Below are 23,339 nucleotides of genomic sequence, written 5' to 3' on the forward strand. Positions count from 1 at the left end.
AGATGGAGAGGTCTTGATGTGATGGAATCCCCGGTTGTGCGTGGCGAGCCTGTCCAGGTGTCCGACGGTGTATACGTCATTCCCGACAACCGCGTGCCGATCGTCCCCAATGTGGGCATCGTTGTAGGAACGCGGGCGGTGCTGGTTGTCGACACCGGCATCGGGCCGCGTAATGGTGCGTATGTGCTGGAGCGGGCCAGGCGGCTCGCCGACGGCAAACCGCTCTTCCTGACCACTACGCACTTCCATCCGGAGCACGGGTTCGGCGCATCCGCGTTCAAGGGGGTGGCCACGATCATCGCCAATCGCGCCCAGCGTGACGAGCTGCGCCGTAAAGGGGTGGGATATGTCGACATGTTCCGCTGGCTCGGGCCCTCGATCGCGGCAGAGCTGGAAGGGGTCGAACTGGTCGAGCCGGACCTGGTCTACGACGGCGATGCCGAGCTCGATCTCGGCGGACGGCACGTGGTCCTGCGTACGGTCGGACCGGCGCACTCCGCCGGGGACCAGACGGTGCTGGTCGACGACCGGGTGCTGTTCACCGGCGACCTGTTCGAGACCCGCATGTTCCCCATCGCGCCCTATTTCCCGCCGCACGACGTGGACGTCGATCCCAGGCGGTGGATCGGGGTGCTGGACGAGCTGATGGCGCTGGGTCCCGAGGTGGTCGTGCCGGGACACGGCGAGCTGACGGACGCCCAGGGCCTGCGCGCGGTCCGCGACTACCTCGACTACGTGCGTGCCGAGAGCGAACGGCTGCGCACAGCCGGTACCCCGGCGGACGAGGCGGCGGCCGCGGTCGCCGGATCGGCCCATGACCGCTGGCCCACCTGGGACAACGCCGAGATGATCGGCCTCGCCGTACACGCCTTCTACGCAGCCGGGTAACCCGCCCCAGCCTGATGCCGATAGTCCAGCGTGACTGAGGCGCTTTTCGGTTTCGTCGGCGTGGTCATCGGCTCGCTCACCACGGCGATCTTGACCATCTACAAGGAGCGGCTGACGGTACGCCAGGAGACGGCCAACCGCGAAATGCAGTACGAGCGCGAGCGCAAGCTGGCCAAGGACGTCTTCCAGCGGGACAGCGTCCTCGCGCTCCAGTCGGCCGTTTCCGACATGATCCAGTCCGCCTACGCCGAGCTGGACCGGATGGTCGCCGTCGCGAAGGACACCGGGCAGTGGCCGGCGCGGCAGTGGGAGACGCCCACCGCCGCCGGGTGGTCGGCGGCGGTGCTGAGGCTGGAGTCGTCACGGGCGCGGGTGTTCGACGAGGAGCTGCGCTCCCTCGCCACCGAACTGCGAACCGTCGCAGGCGAGTCCATCTGGGCGGAGAGCCAGGAATCAGCCCGGGCCGCCAGCGTACGGCTGGAGCCCCTGCAGATCAGGCTCCACGAAGCTGTGGCCCGGGTGTTGCCCTCGCTCTACTAGGCCTGGGTCCATTCTGGAATGGTCGCCGGAGGGTGGAAGTGGTAGTCGGGGGCGGCCTCCAGGGCCTTCTCCTCACCGCCCGGGGTGTAGGTGACGATGAGGCGGAGCGGGCGCCACGTGCGGTTGAAGGTCGAGTGGTAGGCGCCCGTCGGGATGTAGACCGTGTCGCCCTCCCTGATCACGAACGGCTCGCCGTCGTCGACCATCTGCTCGGCCTCGCCCGAGATCACGTAGATGATCTCCTCCGCGTGCGGGTGGTTGTGCCTGGCGTGGCCGCGCCCCGGGTTGACGATCACCTCACCCAGCGTGCTGCCCGCCCCGGGGAACCGGTTCGGGGTGACGAACCACTTGATGGACCCCCAGTCAAAGGTCATCGTGCCTACGTCGTCCGGGTTCATCCGACCTCCAGATTCTTGAACGCCGCGACCTGCGCGGTAATAGCCTGCTCGGTGGGCAGCCGCTCCACCGACGACGCGCCGAAGAAACCGACCACGCCCTTGGTCCTCGACAGGACATAGGCCGCGTCCGCCGGTTCCGCGATCGGCCCGCCGTGGCACAGGACCAGGATGTCCGGCCGAACGGCTGCCGCCGCGTCGCGCATCGCCTGCACCCGGGCCACCGCCTCGTCCAGCGTGAGCGCGGTCCCCGCGCCGATGGAGCCCTTGGTGGTGAGCCCGACGTGCGGGACCAGCACGTCGGCGCCCGCCTGCGCCATGGCGACCGCCTGGTCGGGGTCGAAGACGTACGGGGCGGTCACGAGGTCGCGCTCGTGCGCCAGCCGTACCATCTCGACCTCCAGGTCGAAGCCCATGCCGGTCTCTTCGAGGTTCTGGCGGAACACCCCGTCGTACAGGCCGACGGTCGGGAAGTTCTGCACCCCGGCGAACCCCATGTCCCTGAGCTGGTCGAGGAAGCGGGGCATGATCCGGAACGGGTCGGTGCCGCACACCCCGGCCAGCACCGGCGTGTCCCGCACGACCGGCAGCACCTCGGACGCCATCTCGACGACGATCTGGTTGGCGTCGCCGTACGGCAGCAGCCCGGCCAGGGAGCCGCGCCCGGCCATACGGTAGCGTCCGGAGTTGTAGATGATGATCAGGTCGACGCCCCCGGCCTCCGCGCATTTGGCCGACAGGCCGGTACCCGCCCCGGCGCCGATCACCGGCTTTCCCGAGGAGACGGTACGGCGGAGCCGTTCGAGCACGGTTTGCCGGTTCATGAGGCGCCCCCGATGAGTGCGTGCAGGCGGTCGGCCATCGCGCGGCCGAACGCGGGGTCGTTGATGTGCAGGTCGAGCTGCTCCGCGTCGGGCATGGCGTCGAAGCAGGCCTGGTCGGCCTTGGGGTCGTGGAACGGCATGCCGTCCGCGTCCAGGGCGGAGACGCCGCGTAGCGGGACGAACAGGGCGGTCGGGCCGGTGGCCTGGCGGAGTTTGGCGGTGATGCGGTGGCCCAGCTCGGCCATCTCCGCCGGGGTGGTGCGCATGAGGGTGACGGTCGGGTTGTGGACGTAGATCGTGCGTCCTTCGAAGCGTTCCGGGATGTCAGGGCCGAAGTTGACCATGTCGAGCGCGCCGGGGGCGACGACCTGGGGGACGCCTCGCCGTCCGGCGGCGGTGAGTCTTGACGGGCCTGCGGAGAGGACGCCGCCGACGAGGTCGTCGGCGAGTTCGGTGGTGGTGAGGTCGAGGACGCCGACGACTAGGCCGCTCTCGACCAGGCCTTCGAGGGCGCGGCCGCCGGAGCCGGTGGCGTGGAAGACGAGCACCTCGTAGCCCAGCTCGGTGAGCCGTTCGCGGGCTGCGTCTACGGCGGGGGTGGTGACGCCGAACATCGACGCCGCGACCAGCGGCCGATCATCCGCACCCTCTGCGCGGAGAGCGGAATCCCTGGCCCCCAGCGGATCAGGGAGCGCGCCCGCCCCGGACCCCCCGAGGCAGCACTCATTGGGGAGGGCCTCGCTCCCAACGGATCCGCGCCCGCAGCGGAGGGCCTCGCCGTCAGCGGACCCGTGCCCGCCCCGGAAACCCCCGAGGCTGCGCCCATTCCGGCGGCGGCCGCCTCCGCCCGGGAAGTTCCTGTGGCTCCGGAGCCTTTCGCGGCCAGGGGGTCGGCGGTCCTTGATGGCCTTGAGGCGCCCAGTGGTTCCATGGCCACTGGTTGGGTCCGTGCTCTGGCCATCCCTGCGGCGGCCGCGGCCGCGTTGCCGAGGATGAGGCGGGAGACGCGGTTGATCCCTGCGATGTCGACGACGCTGTACATCAGCGTCACGTCCTTGGCGCCGACATACGGGGACACGTCTCCTGACGCCATCGTGGAGACGATCACCTTGGGCACGCCGATGGGGAGGTCCCGTACGGCTCGCGCGGCGATCGACGAGCCGCCGCTCCCGCCCACGGCGAGCACCGCGTCCACCTGGCCCTGCGCGTGCAGCTCGGCTAGGACTGCTGCGGCGCCCTCGCCCATCGTGGTGACCGCTGCCCCTCGGTCGGCTGCGGCGCGGAGGGTGGCCAGGTCGGCGCCGCCCGCCTCGGCGACCCGGGCGTTACCGATCACGTCCACCCCGGCCGTACGGGCCACCTCGGCCAGGCGCGCCTCCTCGTCGGCCGCCCCGCCCGTCCCGGGAACCGCGAGCCCCTCCCCTGGCGCTGCGGGCACGAGGCGCGAGGGCACATCGCCAGATCCGGCGGAGAAGAGAGGCGGGGGTACGTCGCCGGGTCCGGCAGGCCTGAGCGTGCCGCCGGGGCCGGTGGCGAAGGGTGGGGGCGGGGGGCCGGTTCCGGCGTCGATCACGATCACGTCGCAGCCCAGGTCCTGCAGTCTGTCGCGGAGCCAGGCGTATTCCTGGCCCTTGGTGTCCAGTGTGCCGATGAGTACGACTGCCATATCCTCCAACCTAACCAGGCTGCGATCATTGAGGAATGCGCGTTGTCGTGATCGGTGGCGGGATCGTCGGCGCAGCCGCGGCTTTTCATCTGACTCGTCGTGGTGTGTCGGTGGTCGTCGTGGACGCGGGGTTGAGCGGGCGGGCTACGGACGCGGGGGCGGGCATCGTGTGCCCGTGGGTGGATCATGCGGACTCTTCCGCGTGGTATCAGCTGTCCTGTGGCGGGGCGCGGCACTACCCGTCGCTGGTGGAGTTGCTGGGCGGGGACTCGGGGTATGCGCGGGTGGGGGCGCTGCTGGTGGCCGAGGACCCTGTGGAGCTGGACCCGGTGGAGGCCCTCCTTGCCGAGCGGTACGCCGGGGCTCCCGAGATGGGCGAAGTCCGCCGAGTCACCCGGCCCGTGGACCTGTTTCCTGCCCTGGACCCGTCGCTGGCGGGCCTTTTCGTGCCGGGCGCCGCGCGCGTCAACGGTAGGCGGCTCCGCGACGCGCTGCTGACGGCCGCTGTGGCGGGTGGGGCAGAGCTCGTGTACGGCACAGCCACCGTGTCAGCCGACGGCACCGTCATCGTGACATCGCCAACCCCAGCCCCAGGTGTAGCGCGCGACGCTGAGGGACGTGACGGGGCACCCGGCGGTATCCCGGGCAATGGGGCGCCCAGCGGCACCTCAGGTGAGGGGTTGCCCGGCGGCGCTTTGCGTGAGGGGGTGCCCGGCGGCACCTTGGGTGAGGGGTGGCGTGAGGTGTCGGGGGATGTGGTGTTGGTGGCGGCTGGGGCCTGGTCGGGTGGGGTGTGGCCGGGGTTGGGGGCGGCGGTTACGGCGCGGCGGGGGCAGATCGTGCATGTGGAGCTGCCTGGGCGGGACACCGGGTCCTGGCCGATCGTGTTGCCGCAGCGCGGGCCGTACCTGCTGGGGTTTCCCGGATCGCGGGTGGTGGTCGGGGCGACGGTCGAGGATGTGGGGTTCGACGCCCGGGTGACCGTTGGCGGGCTGGAGGAGGTGCTGGCCTCCGGGATGCTGGTCGCGCCGGGGCTCAGGGACGCGACGGTGGTGGAGACCCGGGTGGGCCTCCGTCCGGTATACACGGCAGGTGGGAGGGTCGGCGTGGGCTTGGCCGCCACGCAGGTGGGTGGGGATGACCCCATGGCGAGGCAGGAGCAGGTGGGTGGGGATAGGCCGGGGGCACGGCAGGAGCAGGTGGGTCGGGAAGGGCCGGGGGTCGGGGATGGGGAGGCTGAGTTCACCGGCGGCAGGGCAGCCTATGGGGAGGAGCGGCCCGTGATCGCCGAGGTTGCGCCGAAGGTGATCGTGGCGACGGGGCTCAGTGCCTACGGGCTGACGGCTGGGCCCTATGCGGGCCTGCTGGCCGCGTGTCTCGCGATCGGTGAGACTCCCCCGCTGGACCTCGCCCCCTACGGTATGATCACCTCCTCCCCACCGTGATCGACTTGGGGAGTCTCTCGTGCGCACGGCCATCCTGGGGGCCCTCGTCCTGACGGTGACCGCCTGTTCGGCACCCTCGGCACCGGCAGCGTCAGCCCCGGAACCCACCCCGCCCCAGATCCGGGTGGCCGTGAAGAAGGCGGCAAGCCTGCGGACCAAGCGCGTGCCGTACAGAGGAAAAGGGACCTTCGCCGTCGTCCCGGGCAAACAGGCCCCCAGGAAAGGGCGCGGGCAGGTGGTGCGGTATCTGGTCGAGGTCGAGCGCGGACTCCCCTTCAAGGGCCAGGACTTCGCCCGCCAGGTGCACGACACGCTCAACGACCCGCGCGGCTGGGCCAGGTTCCAGCGCGTCGACCACGGTTCCGTCCAGGTGCGGGTCGCGCTCACCAGCCCCCACACCACCGACCGTCTCTGCCTGCCGCTGCGCACCGGCGGTGAGCTTTCCTGCTGGAACGGCTCCCGCTCGGTGATCAACGCCGTGCGCTGGGCCAAGGGCGTGCCGCAGTACCACGGCCGCCTGGCCGCCTACCGCGACTACGTGATCAGCCACGAGGTCGGCCACGGCCTGGGCCACCACCACGCCTACTGCCCAGGCAGGGGACGGCGCGCGCCGGTCATGGTGCAGCAGTCGAAGTCGCTGGAGAGCTGCCGCCCCAACCCGTGGCCCTTTCCGTTGAACGGAAGCGGGCCTGTCCAAGCGGCCGAGCGCTGACCACACTGGTTTTATGATCGCCACGACCACGGGCAGAGTCAGCGGACTGGACAACGACACCGTCTTCAAGGGCATCCCTTACGCGAAGACCCCTTTCGGGCCGCTCAGGCTGGCGGCTCCCGCGCCGGTCGAGCCGTGGGACGGGGTGTTCGAGGCCACCGCGTTCGGCCCGCGACCACCGCAGCCGGCGATGCCGGGCGGCGCGCCCGCCTGGGATCCGGCGGGCGGGCTCGACTGCCTGACGCTCAACGTCTGGACCCCGGACAAGGACGGTGCGGGCCTGCCGGTCATGGTCTGGATCTACGGCGGCGCCTACATCACCGGCTCCACCGACGTGCCCGAGTACGACGGCACGCTGCTGGCCGCCGAGGGCGTCGTGGTGGTCACCGTCAACTACCGGGTCGGCTTCGAGGGGTTCGGTCACGTCGAGGGCGCGCCGCCGAACCGCGGGCTGCTCGACCAGGTGGCCGCGTTGCGCTGGGTGCGCGACAACGTCGGGGCGTTCGGCGGGGACCCGGGCAACGTGACGGTGTTCGGCGAGTCGGCGGGCGCCGGGTCGATCGCTGCGCTGCTGGCGATGCCGAGCGCGGCGGGGCTGTTCCGGCGGGCGATCCTGCAGAGCGTCCCCGGCACGTTCTTCTCGCCGGCGTACGCCGCGCGGGTCAGCGCCGCCATCCTGGGCGGGGCCTCGCCCTACGAGCTGGAACCGCTGGAGCTGGTGGAGCGGGTGGAGGAGTTCCGGGCGGCGATGGACGGCGCGCACGCGGAGTGGGGGCCGCTGGCGTTCACGCCGACGCCGTTCTCGCCCGTCGTGGACGGCGTGGTGCTGCCGGACACGCCGTGGAACGCGCTGGCCGACGGCGCGAGCAGCGACGTGGACGTGATCGTCGGGTTCAACAGGGACGAGTTCCGGCTCTTCACCATGATGAGCGGCAAGCCGGGCGACCTGGCGCTGGCGCTGAAGGAGCTGGCTCCGCCCGGCGCCGACGTCGTCTACCGCACGGCCCACCCGCAGGCGGACAACGACCAGCTCTACGAGCTGCTGCTGGGCGACTGGCTGTTCAGGATGCCGAGCGCGACGCTGGCCGACCTGCACACGGGGCCGACGTTCGCCTACGAGCTGACCTGGGACGCCCCGGCGCTGGGGGCCTGCCACGGGCTGGACGTGCCGCTGACGTTCGGAACGCTGGACGGCATGATGGGCCAGCTCCTCACGCACGGCGCCCCCGAGGGTCCTGAAATTTCCGTGCAAATCCGTAGGGCCTGGACCCGCTTCGCCGCCACCGGGAACCCCGGCTGGCCCGTCTACGAACCGGTGGCCGCCATCACGCACCTGTTCGACGTCGAGCCCAAGGACGTCTCCGACCCTGAGGCCGCCTCCCGGGCGCTGTGGTCAGCGCCCGGGTTCCCCGTTCTGTGAAATACGACTAAAGCTGGATCGCCTTCGTTTCCAGGTACTCCTCGAACCCGTGCCGCCCGAGCTCGCGCCCGATGCCGCTCTGCTTGTAGCCGCCGAACGGCGCGACCGGGTTGAACGTGCCGCCGTTGACCTCGACCTGCCCCGCCCTGATCCGCCGCGCCACGGCCAGGGCCCGGTCGGCGTCGCCGCCGAACACCCCGGCGGCCAGGCCGTACACGGTGGCGTTGGCCACGGCGACGGCGGCCGAGTCCTGCTCGGCCGCCGAGCCGCTGTCGTCGTAGGACTGCACGACGAGCACCGGCCCGAACACCTCCTCCTGCGCGACCGCCATGTCGGACGTCACCCCGCCGAGCACCGTGGGCGCCACGTAGAACCCCGTCTCGAACGGCGGCTCCACGCCGCCGGTGAGCAGCCTGGCGCCCTCGTCGAGCGCGCGGGTGATGTGGCCGCGCACCCGGTCGCGCTGCAGCGCCGACACCAGCGGCCCGAGCTGGGTGGCCGGGTCGAGCGGGTCGCCCACGACAGCGAAGGCGGCGAACGTCCCGGCCAGCTCCTCGGCTTCCGCAACTCTCGACAAAGGCACGACGAGCCTGGTGAGCGCCGAGCACGTCTGGCCCGAGTTGATGTAGCAGCCGGTGATGCCGCGCAGGACGGCGTTGCCCAGGTCTGCGTCCGGCAGCACGACGAGCGGCGACTTGCCGCCGAGTTCGAGCGCCACCCGCTTGACCGTGGCAGCCGCGACCGAGGCGACGCGGCGACCGGCGACGGTCGAGCCGGTGAAGGTCACCATGTCGACGTCCGGGTGCGCGGCGATGGCCTCGCCGACGACCGGGCCGACGCCGCTGACCAGGTTGACCACCCCGGCGGGCACCCCCGCCTCGTGCATGATCTCCATGAGCACGTAGGCGTTGAGCGGCGCGACCTCACTCGGCTTGAGCACCACCGTGCACCCGGCGGCCAGCGCGGGAGCGAGCTTGGCGGCGATCTGGTGCAGCGGGTAGTTCCACGGCGTGATCGCCCCGACCACCCCGACGGGTTCCCGCGCGATGACCGAATTGCCCAGCCGCGTCTCCGCAGAAAACGTGTCAAGGATCTCGGCTTGAGAGGCGAAGGAGATGTTCGGCAGGCCGGTCTGGATGAGGTTGGACAGCATGTACGGCGTGCCGACCTCGCGGCTGATCAGCGTCGCCAGCTCGGCCTGCCGCGCGTGCATCCCGTCGGCCACGGCGCGCAGGATCTCGGCCCGCTCCTTGAACGTGGTGGCGCTCCAGCTCTCGAACGCCCGGCGCGCGGCGGCGACGGCCAGGTCCACGTCTGCAGCCGTGCCCGAGGGGACGGTCGCGATGACCTCCTCGGTGTGCGAGTCGGTGACCTCGATGGCGCCCGAGGCGGGCACCCAGGCGCCGCCGATCCAGTGCGCGTGGCGGCTCTCTACGGGGGTCCTCATCGGGCGATCCTCTCGGCGGTGCGGTGCGCGAGTGCCATGCAGCTGAGCATCGGGTTGCTGCCGGACGCGCTGGGGAAGGCGCTGGTGTCGCCGATCCACACGCCGCGCGTGTCGTGCAGCTGCCCGTCGGGTCCGGCGACGGAGGTGGCGGGGTCGGCGCCCATGCGGGCCGTACCCATCTGGTGGGCGGAGCCGATCCCGATGCCTCCGGCCCCGATCGGCGCCGCGCCGTGCGCGGCGATCCAGGCCTCGAGGTCCTGCCCGCGTTCCCAGGGCCGCAGGTGGCGCGCCCCGCTTCTGATCCGTACGGCTCCCGCCGCCTCGTGCAGCCGCGCCAGCGTCCCGAGCGCGTGCCGGAAGGCGGCGACGTCGGCCGGGTCGTCGAGCGCGTAGTGGTGTTCCGCCTGCCCGTTCGCGTCGAGCGCGACCCGGCCGCCGCCGCGCTCGCGCAGCACGAACAGGAAGTCGCCGGTCCTGTTGAGCTCGGCCATCGCCGCCTTGTGCGCCCGCCCGGTGCGCGCCTGGGCGGTGAACTGGTGGGCGAAGATGCCGGTGAAGTAGTGCGACCCCTCGACCAGGTACCCGTAGCCGTCGCCCAGGTCGGCGAACTCGTCGACGACGGCCGACTGCGGCGGCCCCCACCACGGGTCCTGCTCCTCGGTGTAGACGCCGAACATGCCGGAGGACGGGTGCAGCCGCAGGTTCAGACCGGCGGCCGGGCCGCCGATACCGCTGCGCAGCAGGATGGCCGGGGTCTCCAGCGCGCCCGCCGCCAGGACCACGATGGGCGCCTTGACCGTGAAACCGCCCTCGACCTCAACACCGGAGGCCCTGCCGTTCTCAGCGAGCACGCGCGTGACCACGGCCCCTGTCATGATCCGCGCACCGGCGGAGACGGCGTCGCGCAGGTAGGTGGCCGAGGTGCCCTGCTTGGAGGCGCCCTGGTCGCCGAACTGGGTGTAACCGGCGATCTTCGCGTCGTAGCGCGCCGGGTCGACGTTGCGCGTCGTGCGGTGGTGCGACCAGCCGAGCTTGGCGGCCGCCTCGGTCATCCGCTGGTGGGGTCCGTTGAGATCGGAGCAGTCGGCATTGGCCTTCACCCGGGCGCTGACCGCGGCGATGTGCCTGTCCCACTCCTCGGCGTCCAGTCCCCATTCGGCGACGACGTGGGGGCGCGGCCTGATCCAGTTCTGCCAGTTGATCGTGGTGCCGCCGCCGAGCGTGTGCCCGGCCAGCAGCGCGGCGTTGCCGTCCACGGTGGAGGCGATGCCGCCCCGGTAGAGCATGTTCTCCGTCGCCCAGCGCTCCTGCTGGGTGAAGTGCCCCTCGTGGTAGTACTCCCCCGCCTCAAGCATCACGACCCGGTACCCGGCCTGGGCGAGCTCGGCGGCGATTACCCCGCCGCCCGCGCCTGAGCCGACCACGACGGCGTCCGCGGCCATGTCCTGGGTGAGCCGCTCGACGGGGAGCGGCGCGTCGATGGGCCCGGTGGGCTCGGCCTGCGGTCCCGGGAACCCGGCGACCGTCCAGAACGGGTTGCGCCCGCCCTCGTCGACCAGCGAGTAGGAGAACAGCGCCGAGGCGGCGCGCAGGGTGGCCACGCCGACGCCCGCCTCGGGCGACATGGCGGCGACCGTACCGAGCAGCGATTCGCGTACGGCGAGCGACCCGTGCCGGAAGCCGACCTGGGCCAGCGCGTCGAGGAGCTGCTGGAGCCCGGCCAGTTGCACGGGGTCGGCCTGGAGCAGCACCTCCTCGATGGCCGCCTCGGCGCGCAACGCGCTGCCCGGAGTGGCCCAGAAGCCGGTGGGGTCGTCGTCCCGTTCCAGGGACGGCACGACGGTGTCGACCACAGCGCGCAGGACGTCGCGCTGGACGTCAGTCAGGCTCATGGCCTGACGTTAGGAGTGTGCGCACGAGGTAACCCAGTAGTTACCCGGCCAGGCATTTGATACTTTCGGCCAATGGTCGATTTGTCCGCTACCCGTGCTTCGACCAGCGCGCTCATCATGGCCAGGCTCGGCGAGGAGTACGGGCTGGACCTGCTCGCCTCCACGGGCGTCGCGCCCGAGGACGGGATGGTCACGGTCGGCCAGGAACTGCAGGTGGTCCGTGCGCTCACCGCCGGAGTCCCGGGTTCCGCGAGCCTCGGCCTGGCCGCCGGGCTGCGCTACCACCTGGGCAGCCACGGCGTGTGGGGCTGGGCCATCGCGACCAGCCCGACGCTGCGCCGGGCCATCACGTTCGGACCGCAGCACCTGGGCCTGACGTTCGGCTTCTGCGAGGTGAGCGTGGACCCGCGCCGGGCGGTGCTGACCTTCGACCACACGCACCTGCCGGAGGACGTCAGGGAGTTCCTGCTCTGGCGCGACATCGTGGCCACCACCTCGTTCGCCTGGGAGCTGTTCGTCAGCTCGACCCCGGTGGAGCGGGTCGAGCTGGCGCTGGACCGCCCGCCGTACGCGGATCACGTCGCGCGGGTCGTGGGCGCGCCGGTGCTGTGGGAGCAGGCGGCGAGCCGGATCGTCTACCGCGAGGACCTGGCCGACCTGCCGCTGCCGCAGGCGGACGTGGCCATGCACGCGGTCGCGGTGCAGCGGTGCGTGGAGCTGTCGGCGCGCCGCCGCCGGGTGCCCGGCGGCTCGGCGGACGTGCGCGAGCTGCTCATGCGCGACCCGGCGAGCATGCCGTCGATCGACCAGGCGGCGACGGCCCTGCACACCTCGGCGCGCTCGCTGCGCCGCAGGCTGGCGGCCGAGGGGTGCGGCTACCGGTCGCTGGTGGAGGAGGTCAGGCGGTCGCTGGCCGAGCAGTATCTGCGGGTGGGCATGACGGTGGAGGCGACGGCGCGGCGGCTCGGCTATTCGGAGACGGCCGCGTTCACGCACGCCTTCACCCGCTGGACGGGGTCCTCACCCACCCAGTGGGCGGGTTCCCGCGCCGATTCCGCCTAGGAGCGTGTCGACCACCCTGGCCGCGTTGACCTCAGTGTCCTGCGCGGCCTCGTGGATGAGGGCGTAGTAGACCCGCCTGGCCCAGTCGACGTCGACGTCGGCCCTGATCAGCCCGCCCGCCTGGGCGCGGCGGAACAGCCGGTCGCACTGCTCGTGCACGTCGGCGTGCACACGGGCGACCTCGGGGTCGTCGTCCACGGCGGCTCTGCTCATGGCGAACTGCCAGTCGATCTTCACCCGGAGCACGTTGGCCGTCACCTGGTAGAGCGCGACCAGCGGCGGTGTCTCGTCGGGGTCGGCCGCCGCGACGGCCTCGGCGAACTGCCTGGTCGCCCACGCGGTCATGGCGCCGACCAGCGCGTCGCGGGAGGCGAAGCGCCGGTGCACGGTGGTGCGCGCGACGCCTGCAGCCTCGGCGATCTGTTCCATGCCCGCCGACGGGTTCCTGCTCAGCACGCGCTCGGCGGCCTCCAGGATCGTCCGCACGGTCCGCTCGGCGTCCGACCGCTGCGCCCTGACTTTCATGCTCCCCATCCTATCCACGACTACTTGCAACATGAATGATGCAAGTAGTATGTTCCTCGTGTCAGCAGTGACGCACTTAGGAAGGATTTTGCCATGGAGATGCGACTCGAGGGAAAGACCGCGATCGTGACCGGCGCCAGCAGGGGCATCGGACTGGCCGTCGTGGAGGCGCTGCGGGCCGAGGGGGTCAAGGTCGTGGCCGCGTCGCGTACGGGCGACCTCGCCGTCGACCTGTCGACGCCGACCGGGCCCGCTGAGCTGGTGGAGCGGGCGCTGGAGGAGCTGGGCGGGCTCGACATCCTGGTGAACAACGTGGGCGGCGGCGACGGCGCGGCCTCCGGCGGTTTCCTCGCCTTCGACGACGCCATGTGGGCTTCGACGCTCGACCTCAACTTCCTGGCCACCGTACGGACCACCAGGGCCGCACTGCCCGCACTCCTGTCGGGCGGCGGGGCGATCGTCAACGTGTCGTCCATCGGCGCCCGGATGCCGCAGAGCGGGCCCACCCCGTACACGACGGCCAAGGCGGCGCTGACCGCGCTGGGCAAGGCCCTGGCCGAGGAGTTCGGGCCGCAGGGCGTGCGGGTGAACACCGTCTCCCCCGGGCTGGTGCGTACCGCGATGTGGGAGGACCAGAACGGATATGGCGCCGGGCTCGCCGCCTCGCTAGGCGTGCCGCTCGACCAGCTCCTGGCGCAGCTGCCCGCGATGACGGGCATGGCCACGGGCAGGTTCGTCGAGCCGGAGGAGGTGGCCGCGCTGGTGACCTACCTGGCCTCGCCGCAGGCGGCCAGCGTCAACGGCGCCGACTTCCTCATCGACGCGGGCACCGTCAAGACGGTGTGAGGCCTATCGCGATATATCGTCGAATCCGGGAACACGGGCGGCGTGTCCGGCAGTTGACGGTGAAGAGCCAACCTTCTGGAGTGTGAACGTGAAACGGGCATTGGTGGGTGTGGCGGCGCTGGGTGCCGCGGGCTGGGCGCTCCGCGACGTCCCGGCCGAGCTGGGGGTCCGCCCCCTGAAGTCGAGCCCCGACCGGGCCGCCAGGATGCGGCGCTCGCCGCAGTTCAAGGACGGGGTGTTCTACAACCCCATGCCGGAGCCGACGGCCACCGGGGTGCCGTCGCCGGGGCTGCTGCGCGAGATGGCCAAGGACCGCGAGTCGCGCAGGCCCAACGGCCTGGTCCCGCTCCGGGTGCCGCCAGCGACCGGGCTGTCCGCGACCGGGCTGGGCGTCGTCTGGTACGGCCACGCCTCCACCCTGGTCGAGATCGAGGGCAGGCGGGTGCTGTTCGACCCCGTGTGGGGCAACAGGCCGTCGCCCGCGCGGTTCGCCGGGCCGAAGCGACACCACCCGGTGCCGGTCGACCTGGCCGACCTGCCCGAGGTCGACGCCATCGCCATCTCGCACGACCACTACGACCATCTGGACCGGGCCACCGTACAGACGCTGACCAGGACGCAGAAGGCGCCTTTCCTCGTGCCGCTGGGCATCGGGGCGCACCTGGAGCGGTGGGGCGTGCCGCTGTACCGGATCATCGAGCTGGACTGGGACGAGGAGGCCGTCGTCGGCGGGCTGCGGTTCACCGCGACGGCAGCCAGGCACTTCTCCGGCCGGTCGCTGACGCGCAACGACACCCTGTGGGGGTCGTGGGTGGTCGCCGGGGAGAGCAAGCGGGTGTTCTACGCGGGCGACTCCGGTTACTTCGAGGGCTACAAGGGCATCGGCGCAGCGCACGGGCCGTTCGACCTGACGCTGATGCCGATCGGCGCCTACAGCCCTGCGTGGCCGGACATCCACATGAACCCGGAGGAGGCGGTCAACGCCCACCTCGACCTGGGCGGGTCGCTGCTGCTCCCGGTGCACTGGGCGACGTTCACGCTGGCGCTGCACCCGTGGTCGGAGCCGGTGGACCGGCTCTGGCGCGAGGCCAGGTCGCGGGACGTGAAGATCGTGGTGCCGCGGCCCGGCGAGGGCGTCGACGTGGGCGACGCGCCGGCCGTGGACGGGTGGTGGTCTAGACCTTCGGTCTAGGGCCCCTTCGGGGCAATCCATTGTCCCCTTCGGGGGTGAGGGCTGGGGTGGATGGGACGCTGACAAACTACGTCGCCGCGAGGCGGCGGGTTACGGGACCCTGTCGAGCTGACGGACAGTCGCCAAACACGCTGGTTTGCCGGGTTTCGCGCTGTTAGCGTCCCGGCATGCCACCCTCTCTCGAGCAGATCCCCGGCTGGTTCTGGCCTGCCGACCAGCGCCTGTTCGACTGGTTCCTCTCCGACGAGCGGCCGGGCGACCTGCTGGAGCTCGGCGTGTACATGGGCAAGAGCGCCGTTCTCATCGGCCGCCACCTGCGCCGGGGCGAGCGGTTCACCGTGTGCGACCTGTTCGAGTCCGACGCGCCGGACGCGGCCAACGACGCCGAGACGAGCCGGTCCTACTCCACGCTGACGCGGCGGCGCTTCGAGGAGAACTACCTCGCCTTCCACGACGCGCTGCCGGACGTGGTGCACGGGCCGACGTCGGAGATCCTGGCGCACGTGAAGCCGGATTCGTGCAGGTTCGTGCACGTGGACGCCTCGCACCTGTACGCGCACGTCCGCGAGGACGTCCTGTCCGCCAGGACCGTGCTCGGCGAGGACGGGGTGGTGGTCTTCGACGACTACCGCAGCGAGCACACGCCGGGGGTGTCCCTGGCGGTGTGGGAGGCGGTGGCGAACCTGGGGCTGGCGCCGATCTGCGTGAGCACCCAGAAGCTGTACGCCACGTGGGGCGACGCCGCCGGGTACCAGGCGCGGCTGCTGGCGTGGCTCTCCACGGCCGAGGACATGTGGCACACCGTGGACGAGCTGGACGCCCGCCCGCTGGTGCGGGTGAACGTCAGGAAGAAGAAGGCCGCCTCGGACGTGGCGGAGCTGCGCAAGGTCGCCGCCGAGCTGAAGCGGACGTCGGCCGAGCTCAAGAAGACCGCCGCCGACCTGCGCGCGGGCGGTCCTGTCGTACGGCGAGCCCTCAGGTGGACCCGCCGCATCGTCGGCCGCTCCTAGCGGAGCCGTACAGTCTCAGAGTGAGCAATCTTGAACAGAGCCCGGCCGAGATCGTCTGCGAGGGGCAGGCGGCGCCGGGCGCGGAGATCCTGACCGGGCACACCGTGGCGCTGGGCGGGCCCAGAGGGATGAACGTCACCCGCACGCTGCCCAGCCGCCGTCGCCGCATGATCGGGCCCTGGTGCTTCGTCGACGCCTACGGGCCCGAGGTGGCCGCCATGCGGGTGCCGCCGCATCCGCACACCGGGCTGCAGACGGTGAGCTGGCTCATCGAGGGCGAGGTGCTGCACCGCGACAGCGTGGGAAGCCTTCAGGTGGTACGGCCGGGCCAGCTCAACCTGATGACGGCCGGAGCGGGGATCAGCCACTCGGAGGAGTCGCGGGAGACGGTCCTGCACGGCGCGCAGCTCTGGGTGGCCCTTCCCGAGGCGCACCGCCACCAGGCGCCGCACTTCGAGCACCACGCGGACCTGCCGGTCTTCGAGGGCGCCACGGTGATCATGGGGTCGCTGGGCGGCGTGACCTCACCGGCTGCCGCCTACAGCCCTCTCGTCGCGGCGGAGCTCACCGTGGACGGGCAGGTGGAGGTGCCGGTCGAGGAGTCGTGGGAGCACGGGCTGCTGTTCTTCGACGATCCGGGCAGCCTGCACTACTTCGGTCCCGGTCACCGTACGCTGACGGTCTCCGGACGCGGCCGGGTGCTGCTCATCGGCGGGGAACCGTTCGGCGAGCAGCTCGTCATGTGGTGGAACTTCGTCGGCAGGAGCCACGAGGAGATCGTCGCCTTCCGCCGCGCGTGGATGGACGGCTCCGGCTTCGGCCAGGTCGTCGGCTTCGACGGGGCGCCGTTGCCCGCGCCCGGCCTGCCGACGACCCCTTTGAAGCCCCGCTAGCCCCGGCCGGTGAAGGTGTAGTAGACCTCGAGGTTCTCGCCGTTGACCGGCACGTCGGCCAGCAGCCGCACCTTCTGCCCGGCGAAGTCGATCACCTGGATCTGCTGGCGGTCGCCGCCCTCCTCTGGGCGCACCCAGCAGACCAGGTGCTGCTCGTCGTACCAGGTGGAGCCGCCGGAGCAGGACGACTCGAACCGCCGCAGCTCGTTGCCGGTCTGCGAGTCGTAGATGCAGTGGGTGTTCTTCCCGAGCCCCGGGCAGTTGGTCAGGAAGCGGTCGCCGGACGGCGAGAAGAAGAACCCGGCGAGCCCTGAGCCCACGTTCGGGATGCGGCGCAGCCTCGTGCCGTCCTTGTCGAACAGGCGGATCGCCTGCTGCTTGGTGGTGGACGACACGGCCACCACACCGGCGCCGTCGTCGCTGAAGCCGTAGTGGATGTCGCGCAGCGAGCCCTCGCGCAGCGACGAGACCGTGGACTGCTTGGCCGCCACGTCCACGATCGCGAAGCCGGTCGACTGCCAGCCGTCGTCGGTCGGGTTGCCGACGTTCAGCAGCACGCGGCGGCTGTCGCGGGACCAGGCGGAGATGTAGGCGCTCAGCGGCTGGCGCGAGGTCTTGACGGTGAACGTCTCGCTGGTCACCTTGTCGGTGATCTCGACGCTGTCGTAGCCGTCGCCGGTGAACTTCTTGCCCCGCTTGACCAGGTAGCGGCCGTCCGGGGAGAGCATGCTCTCCCAGTGGTTGGCGTACTTCTTGAAGGCGCCGTTCAGCGAGTCCCTGGTGTAGTAGACCCAGGCCTTGAGCTTGGCGTTCCACACCGTGTACGTGGTGAGCTTGACCGCGTCGGCGGGGTTCTCGTAGATCGTCACGTCGGTGTCGGGCAGCTTGACCGAGCTGAGGCCGGTCGTGGGGACCGCCTTCCCGGCCAGCTTGGTCGTCGTCGGCTTCGGGGTGACCGTGCCGGACGTCGTGGTGATGGTGGTCGTCGGGCGGTTGGCGAGCGCGACCACGACGACGGAGATCGTCGCGATGACCGCCACGGCGGCCGCGATCCCGGCGATCACGAACCCTTTGCTCCCGCTCTTACGCGGCGCCGGGGGCGCCCAGACGGGTTGCTGCTGCTGCTGGTAGATCGGCTGAGGCTGCTGGTAGACCGGCTGCTGGTGGTGGACCGGCTGGGGCGGGACCTGGGGGTACGGCTGGCGCGGCGGGTAGGGCGTCGTGGGCGGGGCCGCCTCACGCACCTCGGGGTGCTGCAGGAGCCGCATGATGACCTGCTCCGCCGTCGGCCGCCTGGCGGGGTCCTTGGACAGGCACGCGGCCACCGTGTCCCTCAGCGGGCCGTGCAGCGCCGACAGGTCGGGCTCGCTGTTCATCACCCGGTTGATCACCGCGGGCACCGACTCGGCGGCGAACGGGCCGTTGCCCGTGGCGGCGAACACGACGATGCTCGCCCACGAGAACAGGTCGGCCGGCGGCCCGACCTGGTGGCCGAGCACCTGCTCAGGCGCCATGTACGCGGGCGTGCCCACGGGCGCCGAGGTGATGGTCGTGGTGGCGTCGAGGGCGCGGGAGATGCCGAAGTCGATGACGCGCGGGCCCTCGTTGGCCAGCAGCACGTTGTTGGGGCTGAAGTCGCGGTGCACGATGCCCGCCTGGTGGATGGCGGCCAGCGCGGTGATCGTGCCGATGGCGAGCCGGTGCAGCTTGGCGGCGGTGAACGGCCCCTCGTTCAGCACGACCTGCTGCAGCGAGGGGCCCTCGACGTACTCGCTGACGATGTAGGGGCGCTCGTCGTGCACGCCGGTCGCGAGCATGCGCGCGGTGCAGAACGGCGCGACCCGCGTGGCCACGGCGGCCTCGCGGGCGAAGCGCTCCGCAGCGACGGCGTCACCTGCCAGGTGGGGGCGCAGCCACTTGATGGCCACGAGCCCGCCGCTCGCGTCGGCGCCCAGGTAGACGACGCCCTGCCCGCCCTCGCCCAACCGGCCGCGTAGCTCGTAACCGGCGAGATGGGCGGGGTCTCCAGCTCTAAGCTCAGCTATCGACGGCATGACGGAATTATGCTCATTGTTCCTTGCAGAAGGCTTGCACTCAGTGTTCCGCCTGCTTTCCATCCGCGCCGAGCGCGTACCACTCGCCGCCGAACTCGTCCTTGTCGTTGCCCGTCACGTCGCCGGGCTTCTTGTCGTCCTCGTAGGTGTAGAGGGGCCAGGCACCGTAGACGACCTGCAGCGTACCGTCGGTGCGTTTGACGGTCTTCAGCAGGCTCGCGTCCGCCCCGTCCGCTGCGGTGGGCTCCCCCTGGGTCACGTAGGGCGCCCATTCCTCGGCGCATTTGTCGTAGCAGGCAGGTGTGCCGTTCTTGTCCTTCTCGAACAGGTACAGCGTCATGCCGTCGCCGTTGACGATGATCTTGCCCAGCTTGGAGTCCGCCAGCTTCACGGCGGCGCCCGCGGGGGGCTTGGTGGTCGAGCGGCCGTAGCCCTCGTCCGTGGCGGTCTTGGAGCTCGCGGGCGCCGGGTAGGCGGGGGTGGTGGTGCCGCCCGTGCCGCCCCCGCACCCGGCGGCGAGCAGGAGCGCCGCGGGGATCAGGAGTCTTCTCATTCCCTAGGCACGGAGACGATCTGCCCACGGTTCACCACGCCAGTCCGGAGACGTCCCGCTCGGCCGCCCAGACCACCTTCTCGGGCAGGTCGCCCATGGTCACCTCGGGGGACCACGGCGCGGCGCTGGGCTTTCCCGGAGCCCCGAGATCGATCCTGACCAGCTCGTACGACGAGTCGTCCGTGATGACCCGCGCCGTCAGCAGGTACCGGCCCGACGGATCCAGGGCGATCGGCCCGCGCGGCCTGCCGCCCCGCGTGTGGACGCGCAGGCTCTGCTCGCCGTAGGCGACCAGCTCGCGAGTGTCCGGTGGCTCTTGGGCCGTGGGGCCGGACCAGCGCACGCCTGGCTTCTCCCCCTCGAGCCCTTGCTTGTCACCCAGGCTCCACTCCCGCCCGCCGACCACGCCGACGATGGTCTCGATGCGGTTGGCTTCGAAGTCTCCCGTCACCCTCGTGTAGGCGATCGTGCCGTCCTCAGCCGCTGCCAGCTCCGTGACGACCCCCTTGAACTCGGGGCCGACCCGCTCGCCCACGGCAGCATCACCGTTCCCGGCGACGGTGACGCGGTAGATGCGCGAACGGGCGTCGCCGCCGTCGAGCGCCTGCGTGCCGTGCGTGCTGGCCGCGGCCAGGTAGTGGCCGGGAGCGACGTCACGGGCCACGGCGCGGTAGTTGTAGAGCCGCGGGTCGGCGGTCGGTACCGTGCCCGCGTCTCCGCCCGTCTGGAGGTCGGCGACCACGATCCTGCGTCCCGACAGCACCAGCGCATAGCGGGGCGTGCCGTCCTGCGCTGCGGTCTGCCCGGCGGGGGCCTCGGGCGCCAGCCGTACCGCCAGCACTACGCCCGCGACGAGTGCGGCGGTCAGAGCGATGGCGCCGACGGCCCGCCAGGGGAACGGGCCGATCTGGGCCCGCGCGGCGAGCAGGATGAGGGCGGCGGGCAGGAACGTCCACGCCATCGCGGCCATGCTCATCGTGCCGAGAGTGTCGGGGTCGACGCCGCAGGTGGCGTCCTCGGGCAGCGGGCTGAGCCAGGAGACCCCCTGCACCGCGACGTAGCCGAACGCGACCAGGCCTGTCCCGGCCGCCGCCGACCAGAGGGCGTGCATGCGGGTGGCCGCCCAGGCGAGCAGGAGCAGCAGGACCGGCGTGGCCAGCTCGACCACCGGCCGTGCCAGCCACAGGAAGTCCTCCACCGGGAGCGCCCATTCCGGCGTCCGGTCGGCCATGTCGCAGAAGATGAGCCGCGACGACGTCGACGGGATCAGCGCGGACAGGGTGGAGTCCGCGAGGGTCCACATCGTCCAGCCGGCGGCGGTGAGCCACCAGAACAGGGCGTAGGCGCGGGGCAAGGGGCTGTTCCTGATCTTGCGGGGGGAGGAGCCCGCAGGTTACCAGGAAATGTCCTTCAAAAACGTGAGAAGGGCGGCGTTCACCTCGTCTGGGCGTTCCTGCTGGATCCAGTGGCCGGCGCCCTCCAGCAGGACAGCTCCGCGTAGGTCGGGGACCCACTCGGCCAGCTTGGCAACCCGCTCCGTCCGGAGGGTGGGGTCGGCGGTGCCGCCGATGAAGAGGGCGGGGACCGTGATCCTGGCGCCGTCGTAATCGGCCATGAGGTCCCAGTTGCGGTCGATGTTGCGGTACCAGTTGATGCCGCCCGTGAAGCCGGTCCTGGTGAAGGCTTCCACGTAATGGTCGAGGTCGTCCTGGGTGAGCCACCCGGGCAACCCACCCGGCTCGGGGAGGCGTTCGACGAAGCCTCGGCCGTCGTCCTCGCCCACCAGTGCGGTCGGGTCGCCTGACGTGAGGGATCCCATCATGCGGCGCAGCGTCGTGGCCGGGTCGCGGCCCAGGTCGGCGTCGGCTACACCGGGCTCCTGGAAATAGAGCATGTAGAACCAGGGAAAAGCCTTCCTGATCGCGGCCAGTGGCGACATCTGGCCGCGGCGCTGGAACAGCACGCTGAGCGCCGCCACCCCGGCCACCCGCTCGGGGGCGCGCAGGGCGAGCGACCAGACGACGAGCGACCCCCAGTCGTGCCCGACGAAGGCGGCCCGCTCCTCGCCGAGGTCGTCGAGCAGTTCGAGGAGGTCGTCGGTGAGCTGGACGATGTCGTAGTCCTCGATCGCTGAGGGGATGGGGCTCAGGCCGTATCCGCGCTGGTCGGGGGCCACGGCCCGGTAGCCCGCCGCGGCCACGGCGGGAAGCTGGTGGCGCCACGAGTAGGACAACTCGGGGAAGCCGTGGCAGAACACGACGAGCGGGCCGTCGCCCTGGGATGTGTAGCGGAGCTTCATGCCTTCTTCTCCTCCTCGTGGCGCTGCATGGCCGACATGACGGCCGCCCCCGCCTCGCCGATGAACGTGCCGCGGTTGGCGGCGGCCCAGTCGCGGCTGCCGGTCAGCGTGGCGGCGCTGCCCTGGAAGTGCGGGGCGACGTAACGGGCGAACAGCTCGTACGACCTGCGGGTCTGCGCGGTGTCCGCCCCCTCGTGACCCATCAGCAGGTAGGTACCGAAGCCGCCGGACTTCTCCTGGAGCCGAGCGATCTGCGCGATGGCGTCGTCGGGGAACCGCTGGGAGTAGCCGACGCTCTCCGGGCCGAACACCAGGGGCACCGCGCAGACCGTGGTGCCCAGCGGCAGTGTCCGCCCGGTCTGCGGGCCGTGCGCGACGAGTTCGGCGCTGAACTCGTGGCCGAAGACGACGTCCTTATGAGGGTCGAGCCCGCCGGGCCCGCCGACGTGGGGCAGCTCGGTGACGGCGATCTGTCCTGGTCTGACGGCGGCGCGCATGATTCCCCTCTACCGAATGAAGTTCTAGTATCGCCCGGCCCCAAGCTCCCGGCAATGATCCGTCTGAACCTCGGGCGCCCGCGCCTCGTGATGCCTACGTAAGCGCGCACCCTCATTCCCCTAGGAGGCCTGATGATCATCCGGCTCCTGTGCGCTGTGGCCCTGGTCGGGGCCACCCTCACCACCACCGCGCCCGCGCAGGCCGCGCAGCGGGTCACCCGGTTCACCGAGGTCGACCTGGTCTCGGACATCCCCGGCAGGGCGGCCATCACCGACAAGCACCTCGTCAACCCGTGGGGCATGTCCATGGGGCCCCGCCTGTGGGTCTCCGACGCCGACGCCGACGTCTCCACCGTCTACTCCGACGCCGTCAGGAAGGAACCCCTGGAGGTCGTCGTGGCGGGCGGGCCGACCGGGCAGGTGTTCAACCCCGGACCACGCTTCCGCCTGGACGGGCGGCATCCGGCGCTGTTCATGTTCGCCACCGAGAGCGGCACGATCGCCGGGTGGAACCCGGCCGCGGACGCCACCCGGGCCATCGTGAAGGCGCGGGTGCACGACGCCAGTTTTAAGGGCCTCGCGCTGCTGCGCGGGCGCTTCCTGCTGGCGGCCGACTTCTTCCACGCGCGGGTCGACGTGTTCGACTCGCACTTCAGGCGGCTGCGCACGCACGGCGCCTTCCGCGACCGCGGGCTGCCCGGCGGGTACGCGCCGTTCAACGTGGCCGTGGTCGGCGGCTCGGTGTTCGTCGCGTACGCCCTGCAGAACGACGACCGCGACGAGGAGGTCGCCGGGCCCGGCAACGGGTTCGTCACGCAGTTCTCCTCCAGCGGGCGGTTCCTGCGGCGGTTCGTCTCCCGCGGGCCGCTCAACGCGCCGTGGGCGATCACGGTCGCGCCGGCCGGTTTCGGGACGTTCGCCGGGGCGCTGCTCGTGGGCAACTTCGGCGACGGGCGCATCAACGCCTTCGACCGGCACGGGCGCTTCCTCGGGCCGCTGCGCAAGCAGGGCGGGGCGGCGCTGGAGATCGAGGGGTTGTGGGGCCTGCTGCCCGGCACGCAGGCGAACGGCGGGCGGGACGCGTTGTGGTTCGCCGCCGGGATCGACGACGAGCAGCACGGGCTGCTCGGCCTGATCCGCCCGGCTTCCTGAGATCGGGGGCCTTGGCCGGTCGCGGGG

At 71.4% G+C, this 23,339-nt stretch carries 23 protein-coding genes; 11 read left to right on the top strand and 12 right to left on the bottom strand.

Annotation, left to right across the window (positions count from 1 at the left end; genetic code table 11):
* The first annotated feature begins 57 nt into the window (after positions 1 to 57).
* The gene (locus tag ACIBG8_RS10710; RefSeq protein ID WP_397342416.1) at positions 58 to 888 is read left to right on the top strand and encodes an MBL fold metallo-hydrolase; all 831 of its coding nucleotides are present in this window, start codon (positions 58 to 60) and stop codon (positions 886 to 888) included.
* Positions 889 to 918: 30 nt separating this feature from the next.
* Entirely contained in the window at positions 919 to 1,428 is a 510-nt protein-coding gene (locus ACIBG8_RS10715; RefSeq protein ID WP_397342417.1) for a hypothetical protein, read from the top strand.
* Here ACIBG8_RS10715 and ACIBG8_RS10720 read toward each other — a convergent pair.
* From ACIBG8_RS10720 to ACIBG8_RS10735, 4 genes are read right to left on the bottom strand one after another with little or no spacing between them, the layout of a single operon-like run.
* Entirely contained in the window at positions 1,425 to 1,826 is a 402-nt protein-coding gene (locus tag ACIBG8_RS10720; RefSeq protein ID WP_397342418.1) for a cupin domain-containing protein, read from the bottom strand. The genes ACIBG8_RS10715 and ACIBG8_RS10720 overlap by 4 nt on opposite strands.
* On the bottom strand, positions 1,823 to 2,647 hold the full coding sequence (locus ACIBG8_RS10725; RefSeq protein ID WP_397342419.1) for a phosphoenolpyruvate hydrolase family protein: 825 nt from the start codon (positions 2,645 to 2,647) through the stop codon (positions 1,823 to 1,825). Before ACIBG8_RS10725 ends, ACIBG8_RS10720 begins: the two co-directional genes overlap by 4 nt.
* Entirely contained in the window at positions 2,644 to 3,261 is a 618-nt protein-coding gene (locus tag ACIBG8_RS10730) for a Tm-1-like ATP-binding domain-containing protein (RefSeq protein ID WP_397342420.1), read from the bottom strand. The genes ACIBG8_RS10725 and ACIBG8_RS10730 overlap by 4 nt, the downstream gene beginning before the upstream one ends.
* Complete coding sequence (locus ACIBG8_RS10735; protein ID WP_397342421.1) at positions 3,234 to 4,313, bottom strand: Tm-1-like ATP-binding domain-containing protein; 1,080 nt, start codon at positions 4,311 to 4,313, stop codon at positions 3,234 to 3,236. Before ACIBG8_RS10735 ends, ACIBG8_RS10730 begins: the two co-directional genes overlap by 28 nt.
* 35 nt (positions 4,314 to 4,348) lie before the next feature.
* On the opposite strand from ACIBG8_RS10735, the gene ACIBG8_RS10740 reads away from it, so the two are divergent.
* From ACIBG8_RS10740 to ACIBG8_RS10750, 3 genes are read left to right on the top strand one after another with little or no spacing between them, the layout of a single operon-like run.
* The gene (locus ACIBG8_RS10740; RefSeq protein WP_397342422.1) at positions 4,349 to 5,758 is read left to right on the top strand and encodes an NAD(P)/FAD-dependent oxidoreductase; all 1,410 of its coding nucleotides are present in this window, start codon (positions 4,349 to 4,351) and stop codon (positions 5,756 to 5,758) included.
* Positions 5,759 to 5,777: 19 nt separating this feature from the next.
* Positions 5,778 to 6,470, top strand: a complete 693-nt coding sequence (locus tag ACIBG8_RS10745; protein ID WP_397342423.1) for a DUF3152 domain-containing protein — start codon at positions 5,778 to 5,780, stop codon at positions 6,468 to 6,470.
* 13 nt (positions 6,471 to 6,483) lie between these two features.
* A complete protein-coding gene (locus ACIBG8_RS10750) occupies positions 6,484 to 7,890 on the top strand; it encodes a carboxylesterase/lipase family protein (RefSeq protein ID WP_397342424.1) in 1,407 nt (468 codons plus the stop codon).
* A gap of 7 nt (positions 7,891 to 7,897) precedes the next feature.
* Here ACIBG8_RS10750 and ACIBG8_RS10755 read toward each other — a convergent pair whose 3' ends face one another.
* Positions 7,898 to 9,337 carry an aldehyde dehydrogenase family protein gene (locus ACIBG8_RS10755; protein WP_397342425.1) on the bottom strand — a complete coding sequence of 480 codons (1,440 nt, stop codon included), beginning with the start codon at positions 9,335 to 9,337 and terminating at the stop codon, positions 7,898 to 7,900.
* Positions 9,334 to 11,229: a GMC family oxidoreductase N-terminal domain-containing protein gene (locus tag ACIBG8_RS10760; protein WP_397342426.1), complete on the bottom strand. Its 1,896-nt coding sequence runs from the start codon at positions 11,227 to 11,229 to the stop codon at positions 9,334 to 9,336. The genes ACIBG8_RS10755 and ACIBG8_RS10760 overlap by 4 nt, the downstream gene beginning before the upstream one ends.
* Positions 11,230 to 11,301: 72 nt before the next feature.
* Here ACIBG8_RS10760 and ACIBG8_RS10765 point away from each other — a divergent pair, with 72 nt between their 5' ends.
* Positions 11,302 to 12,291, top strand: coding sequence for an AraC family transcriptional regulator ligand-binding domain-containing protein (locus ACIBG8_RS10765; protein WP_397342427.1), 990 nt, complete (start codon positions 11,302 to 11,304; stop codon positions 12,289 to 12,291).
* Here ACIBG8_RS10765 and ACIBG8_RS10770 read toward each other — a convergent pair.
* Positions 12,250 to 12,816 (bottom strand): TetR/AcrR family transcriptional regulator, encoded by a 567-nt coding sequence (locus ACIBG8_RS10770; protein ID WP_397342428.1) that lies wholly within the window; start codon positions 12,814 to 12,816, stop codon positions 12,250 to 12,252. The two genes, ACIBG8_RS10765 and ACIBG8_RS10770, sit on opposite strands and share 42 nt — an antisense overlap.
* A gap of 93 nt (positions 12,817 to 12,909) precedes the next feature.
* Here ACIBG8_RS10770 and ACIBG8_RS10775 point away from each other — a divergent pair, with 93 nt between their 5' ends.
* From ACIBG8_RS10775 to ACIBG8_RS10790, 4 genes are all read left to right on the top strand, one after another.
* A complete protein-coding gene (locus tag ACIBG8_RS10775; RefSeq protein WP_397342429.1) occupies positions 12,910 to 13,662 on the top strand; it encodes an SDR family oxidoreductase in 753 nt (250 codons plus the stop codon).
* 88 nt (positions 13,663 to 13,750) lie between these two features.
* Positions 13,751 to 14,854, top strand: coding sequence for an MBL fold metallo-hydrolase (locus ACIBG8_RS10780; protein WP_397342430.1), 1,104 nt, complete (start codon positions 13,751 to 13,753; stop codon positions 14,852 to 14,854).
* 167 nt (positions 14,855 to 15,021) lie between these two features.
* Complete coding sequence (locus tag ACIBG8_RS10785; RefSeq protein WP_397342431.1) at positions 15,022 to 15,864, top strand: class I SAM-dependent methyltransferase; 843 nt, start codon at positions 15,022 to 15,024, stop codon at positions 15,862 to 15,864.
* A 20-nt stretch (positions 15,865 to 15,884) separates the two neighbouring features.
* Entirely contained in the window at positions 15,885 to 16,757 is an 873-nt protein-coding gene (locus tag ACIBG8_RS10790) for a pirin family protein (RefSeq protein ID WP_397342432.1), read from the top strand.
* Here the strand turns inward: ACIBG8_RS10790 and ACIBG8_RS10795 are convergent.
* Genes ACIBG8_RS10795 through ACIBG8_RS10815 form a run of 5 tightly spaced genes read right to left on the bottom strand, consistent with a single transcriptional unit; the run spans position 16,754 to position 22,160 of the window.
* Positions 16,754 to 18,811: a protein kinase gene (locus tag ACIBG8_RS10795; protein WP_397342433.1), complete on the bottom strand. Its 2,058-nt coding sequence runs from the start codon at positions 18,809 to 18,811 to the stop codon at positions 16,754 to 16,756. The two genes, ACIBG8_RS10790 and ACIBG8_RS10795, sit on opposite strands and share 4 nt — an antisense overlap.
* Before the next feature lie 40 nt (positions 18,812 to 18,851).
* Positions 18,852 to 19,364, bottom strand: a complete 513-nt coding sequence (locus ACIBG8_RS10800; RefSeq protein ID WP_397342434.1) for a hypothetical protein — start codon at positions 19,362 to 19,364, stop codon at positions 18,852 to 18,854.
* Positions 19,365 to 19,395: 31 nt separating this feature from the next.
* Positions 19,396 to 20,718, bottom strand: coding sequence for a hypothetical protein (locus ACIBG8_RS10805; protein WP_397342435.1), 1,323 nt, complete (start codon positions 20,716 to 20,718; stop codon positions 19,396 to 19,398).
* 39 nt (positions 20,719 to 20,757) lie between these two features.
* A complete protein-coding gene (locus tag ACIBG8_RS10810; protein ID WP_397342437.1) occupies positions 20,758 to 21,663 on the bottom strand; it encodes an alpha/beta fold hydrolase in 906 nt (301 codons plus the stop codon).
* Entirely contained in the window at positions 21,660 to 22,160 is a 501-nt protein-coding gene (locus ACIBG8_RS10815; RefSeq protein ID WP_397342438.1) for a hypothetical protein, read from the bottom strand. Before ACIBG8_RS10815 ends, ACIBG8_RS10810 begins: the two co-directional genes overlap by 4 nt.
* 132 nt (positions 22,161 to 22,292) lie before the next feature.
* On the opposite strand from ACIBG8_RS10815, the gene ACIBG8_RS10820 reads away from it, so the two are divergent.
* A complete protein-coding gene (locus tag ACIBG8_RS10820) occupies positions 22,293 to 23,312 on the top strand; it encodes a TIGR03118 family protein (RefSeq protein WP_397342439.1) in 1,020 nt (339 codons plus the stop codon).
* Positions 23,313 to 23,339 lie beyond the last annotated feature (27 nt).

The organism is Nonomuraea sp. NPDC050556 (genome assembly GCF_044457355.1).
Classification (GTDB): domain Bacteria; phylum Actinomycetota; class Actinomycetes; order Streptosporangiales; family Streptosporangiaceae; genus Nonomuraea.

What these genes read in the sequence shown, in the direction of transcription:
- ACIBG8_RS10720 (WP_397342418.1), bottom strand. Translation starts at nt 1,826, where the DNA reads ATGAACCCGGACGACGTAGGCACGATGACCTTTGACTGGGGGTCCATC.
- ACIBG8_RS10725 (WP_397342419.1), bottom strand. Translation starts at nt 2,647, where the DNA reads ATGAACCGGCAAACCGTGCTCGAACGGCTCCGCCGTACCGTCTCCTCG.
- ACIBG8_RS10730 (WP_397342420.1), bottom strand. Translation starts at nt 3,261, where the DNA reads ATGTTCGGCGTCACCACCCCCGCCGTAGACGCAGCCCGCGAACGGCTC.
- ACIBG8_RS10735 (WP_397342421.1), bottom strand. Translation starts at nt 4,313, where the DNA reads ATGGCAGTCGTACTCATCGGCACACTGGACACCAAGGGCCAGGAATAC.
- ACIBG8_RS10740 (WP_397342422.1), top strand. Translation starts at nt 4,349, where the DNA reads ATGCGCGTTGTCGTGATCGGTGGCGGGATCGTCGGCGCAGCCGCGGCT.
- ACIBG8_RS10750 (WP_397342424.1), top strand. Translation starts at nt 6,484, where the DNA reads ATGATCGCCACGACCACGGGCAGAGTCAGCGGACTGGACAACGACACC.
- ACIBG8_RS10755 (WP_397342425.1), bottom strand. Translation starts at nt 9,337, where the DNA reads ATGAGGACCCCCGTAGAGAGCCGCCACGCGCACTGGATCGGCGGCGCC.
- ACIBG8_RS10760 (WP_397342426.1), bottom strand. Translation starts at nt 11,229, where the DNA reads ATGAGCCTGACTGACGTCCAGCGCGACGTCCTGCGCGCTGTGGTCGAC.
- ACIBG8_RS10765 (WP_397342427.1), top strand. Translation starts at nt 11,302, where the DNA reads ATGGTCGATTTGTCCGCTACCCGTGCTTCGACCAGCGCGCTCATCATG.
- ACIBG8_RS10770 (WP_397342428.1), bottom strand. Translation starts at nt 12,816, where the DNA reads ATGAAAGTCAGGGCGCAGCGGTCGGACGCCGAGCGGACCGTGCGGACG.
- ACIBG8_RS10775 (WP_397342429.1), top strand. Translation starts at nt 12,910, where the DNA reads ATGGAGATGCGACTCGAGGGAAAGACCGCGATCGTGACCGGCGCCAGC.
- ACIBG8_RS10785 (WP_397342431.1), top strand. Translation starts at nt 15,022, where the DNA reads ATGCCACCCTCTCTCGAGCAGATCCCCGGCTGGTTCTGGCCTGCCGAC.
- ACIBG8_RS10795 (WP_397342433.1), bottom strand. Translation starts at nt 18,811, where the DNA reads ATGCCGTCGATAGCTGAGCTTAGAGCTGGAGACCCCGCCCATCTCGCC.
- ACIBG8_RS10800 (WP_397342434.1), bottom strand. Translation starts at nt 19,364, where the DNA reads ATGAGAAGACTCCTGATCCCCGCGGCGCTCCTGCTCGCCGCCGGGTGC.
- ACIBG8_RS10810 (WP_397342437.1), bottom strand. Translation starts at nt 21,663, where the DNA reads ATGAAGCTCCGCTACACATCCCAGGGCGACGGCCCGCTCGTCGTGTTC.
- ACIBG8_RS10815 (WP_397342438.1), bottom strand. Translation starts at nt 22,160, where the DNA reads ATGCGCGCCGCCGTCAGACCAGGACAGATCGCCGTCACCGAGCTGCCC.
- ACIBG8_RS10820 (WP_397342439.1), top strand. Translation starts at nt 22,293, where the DNA reads ATGATCATCCGGCTCCTGTGCGCTGTGGCCCTGGTCGGGGCCACCCTC.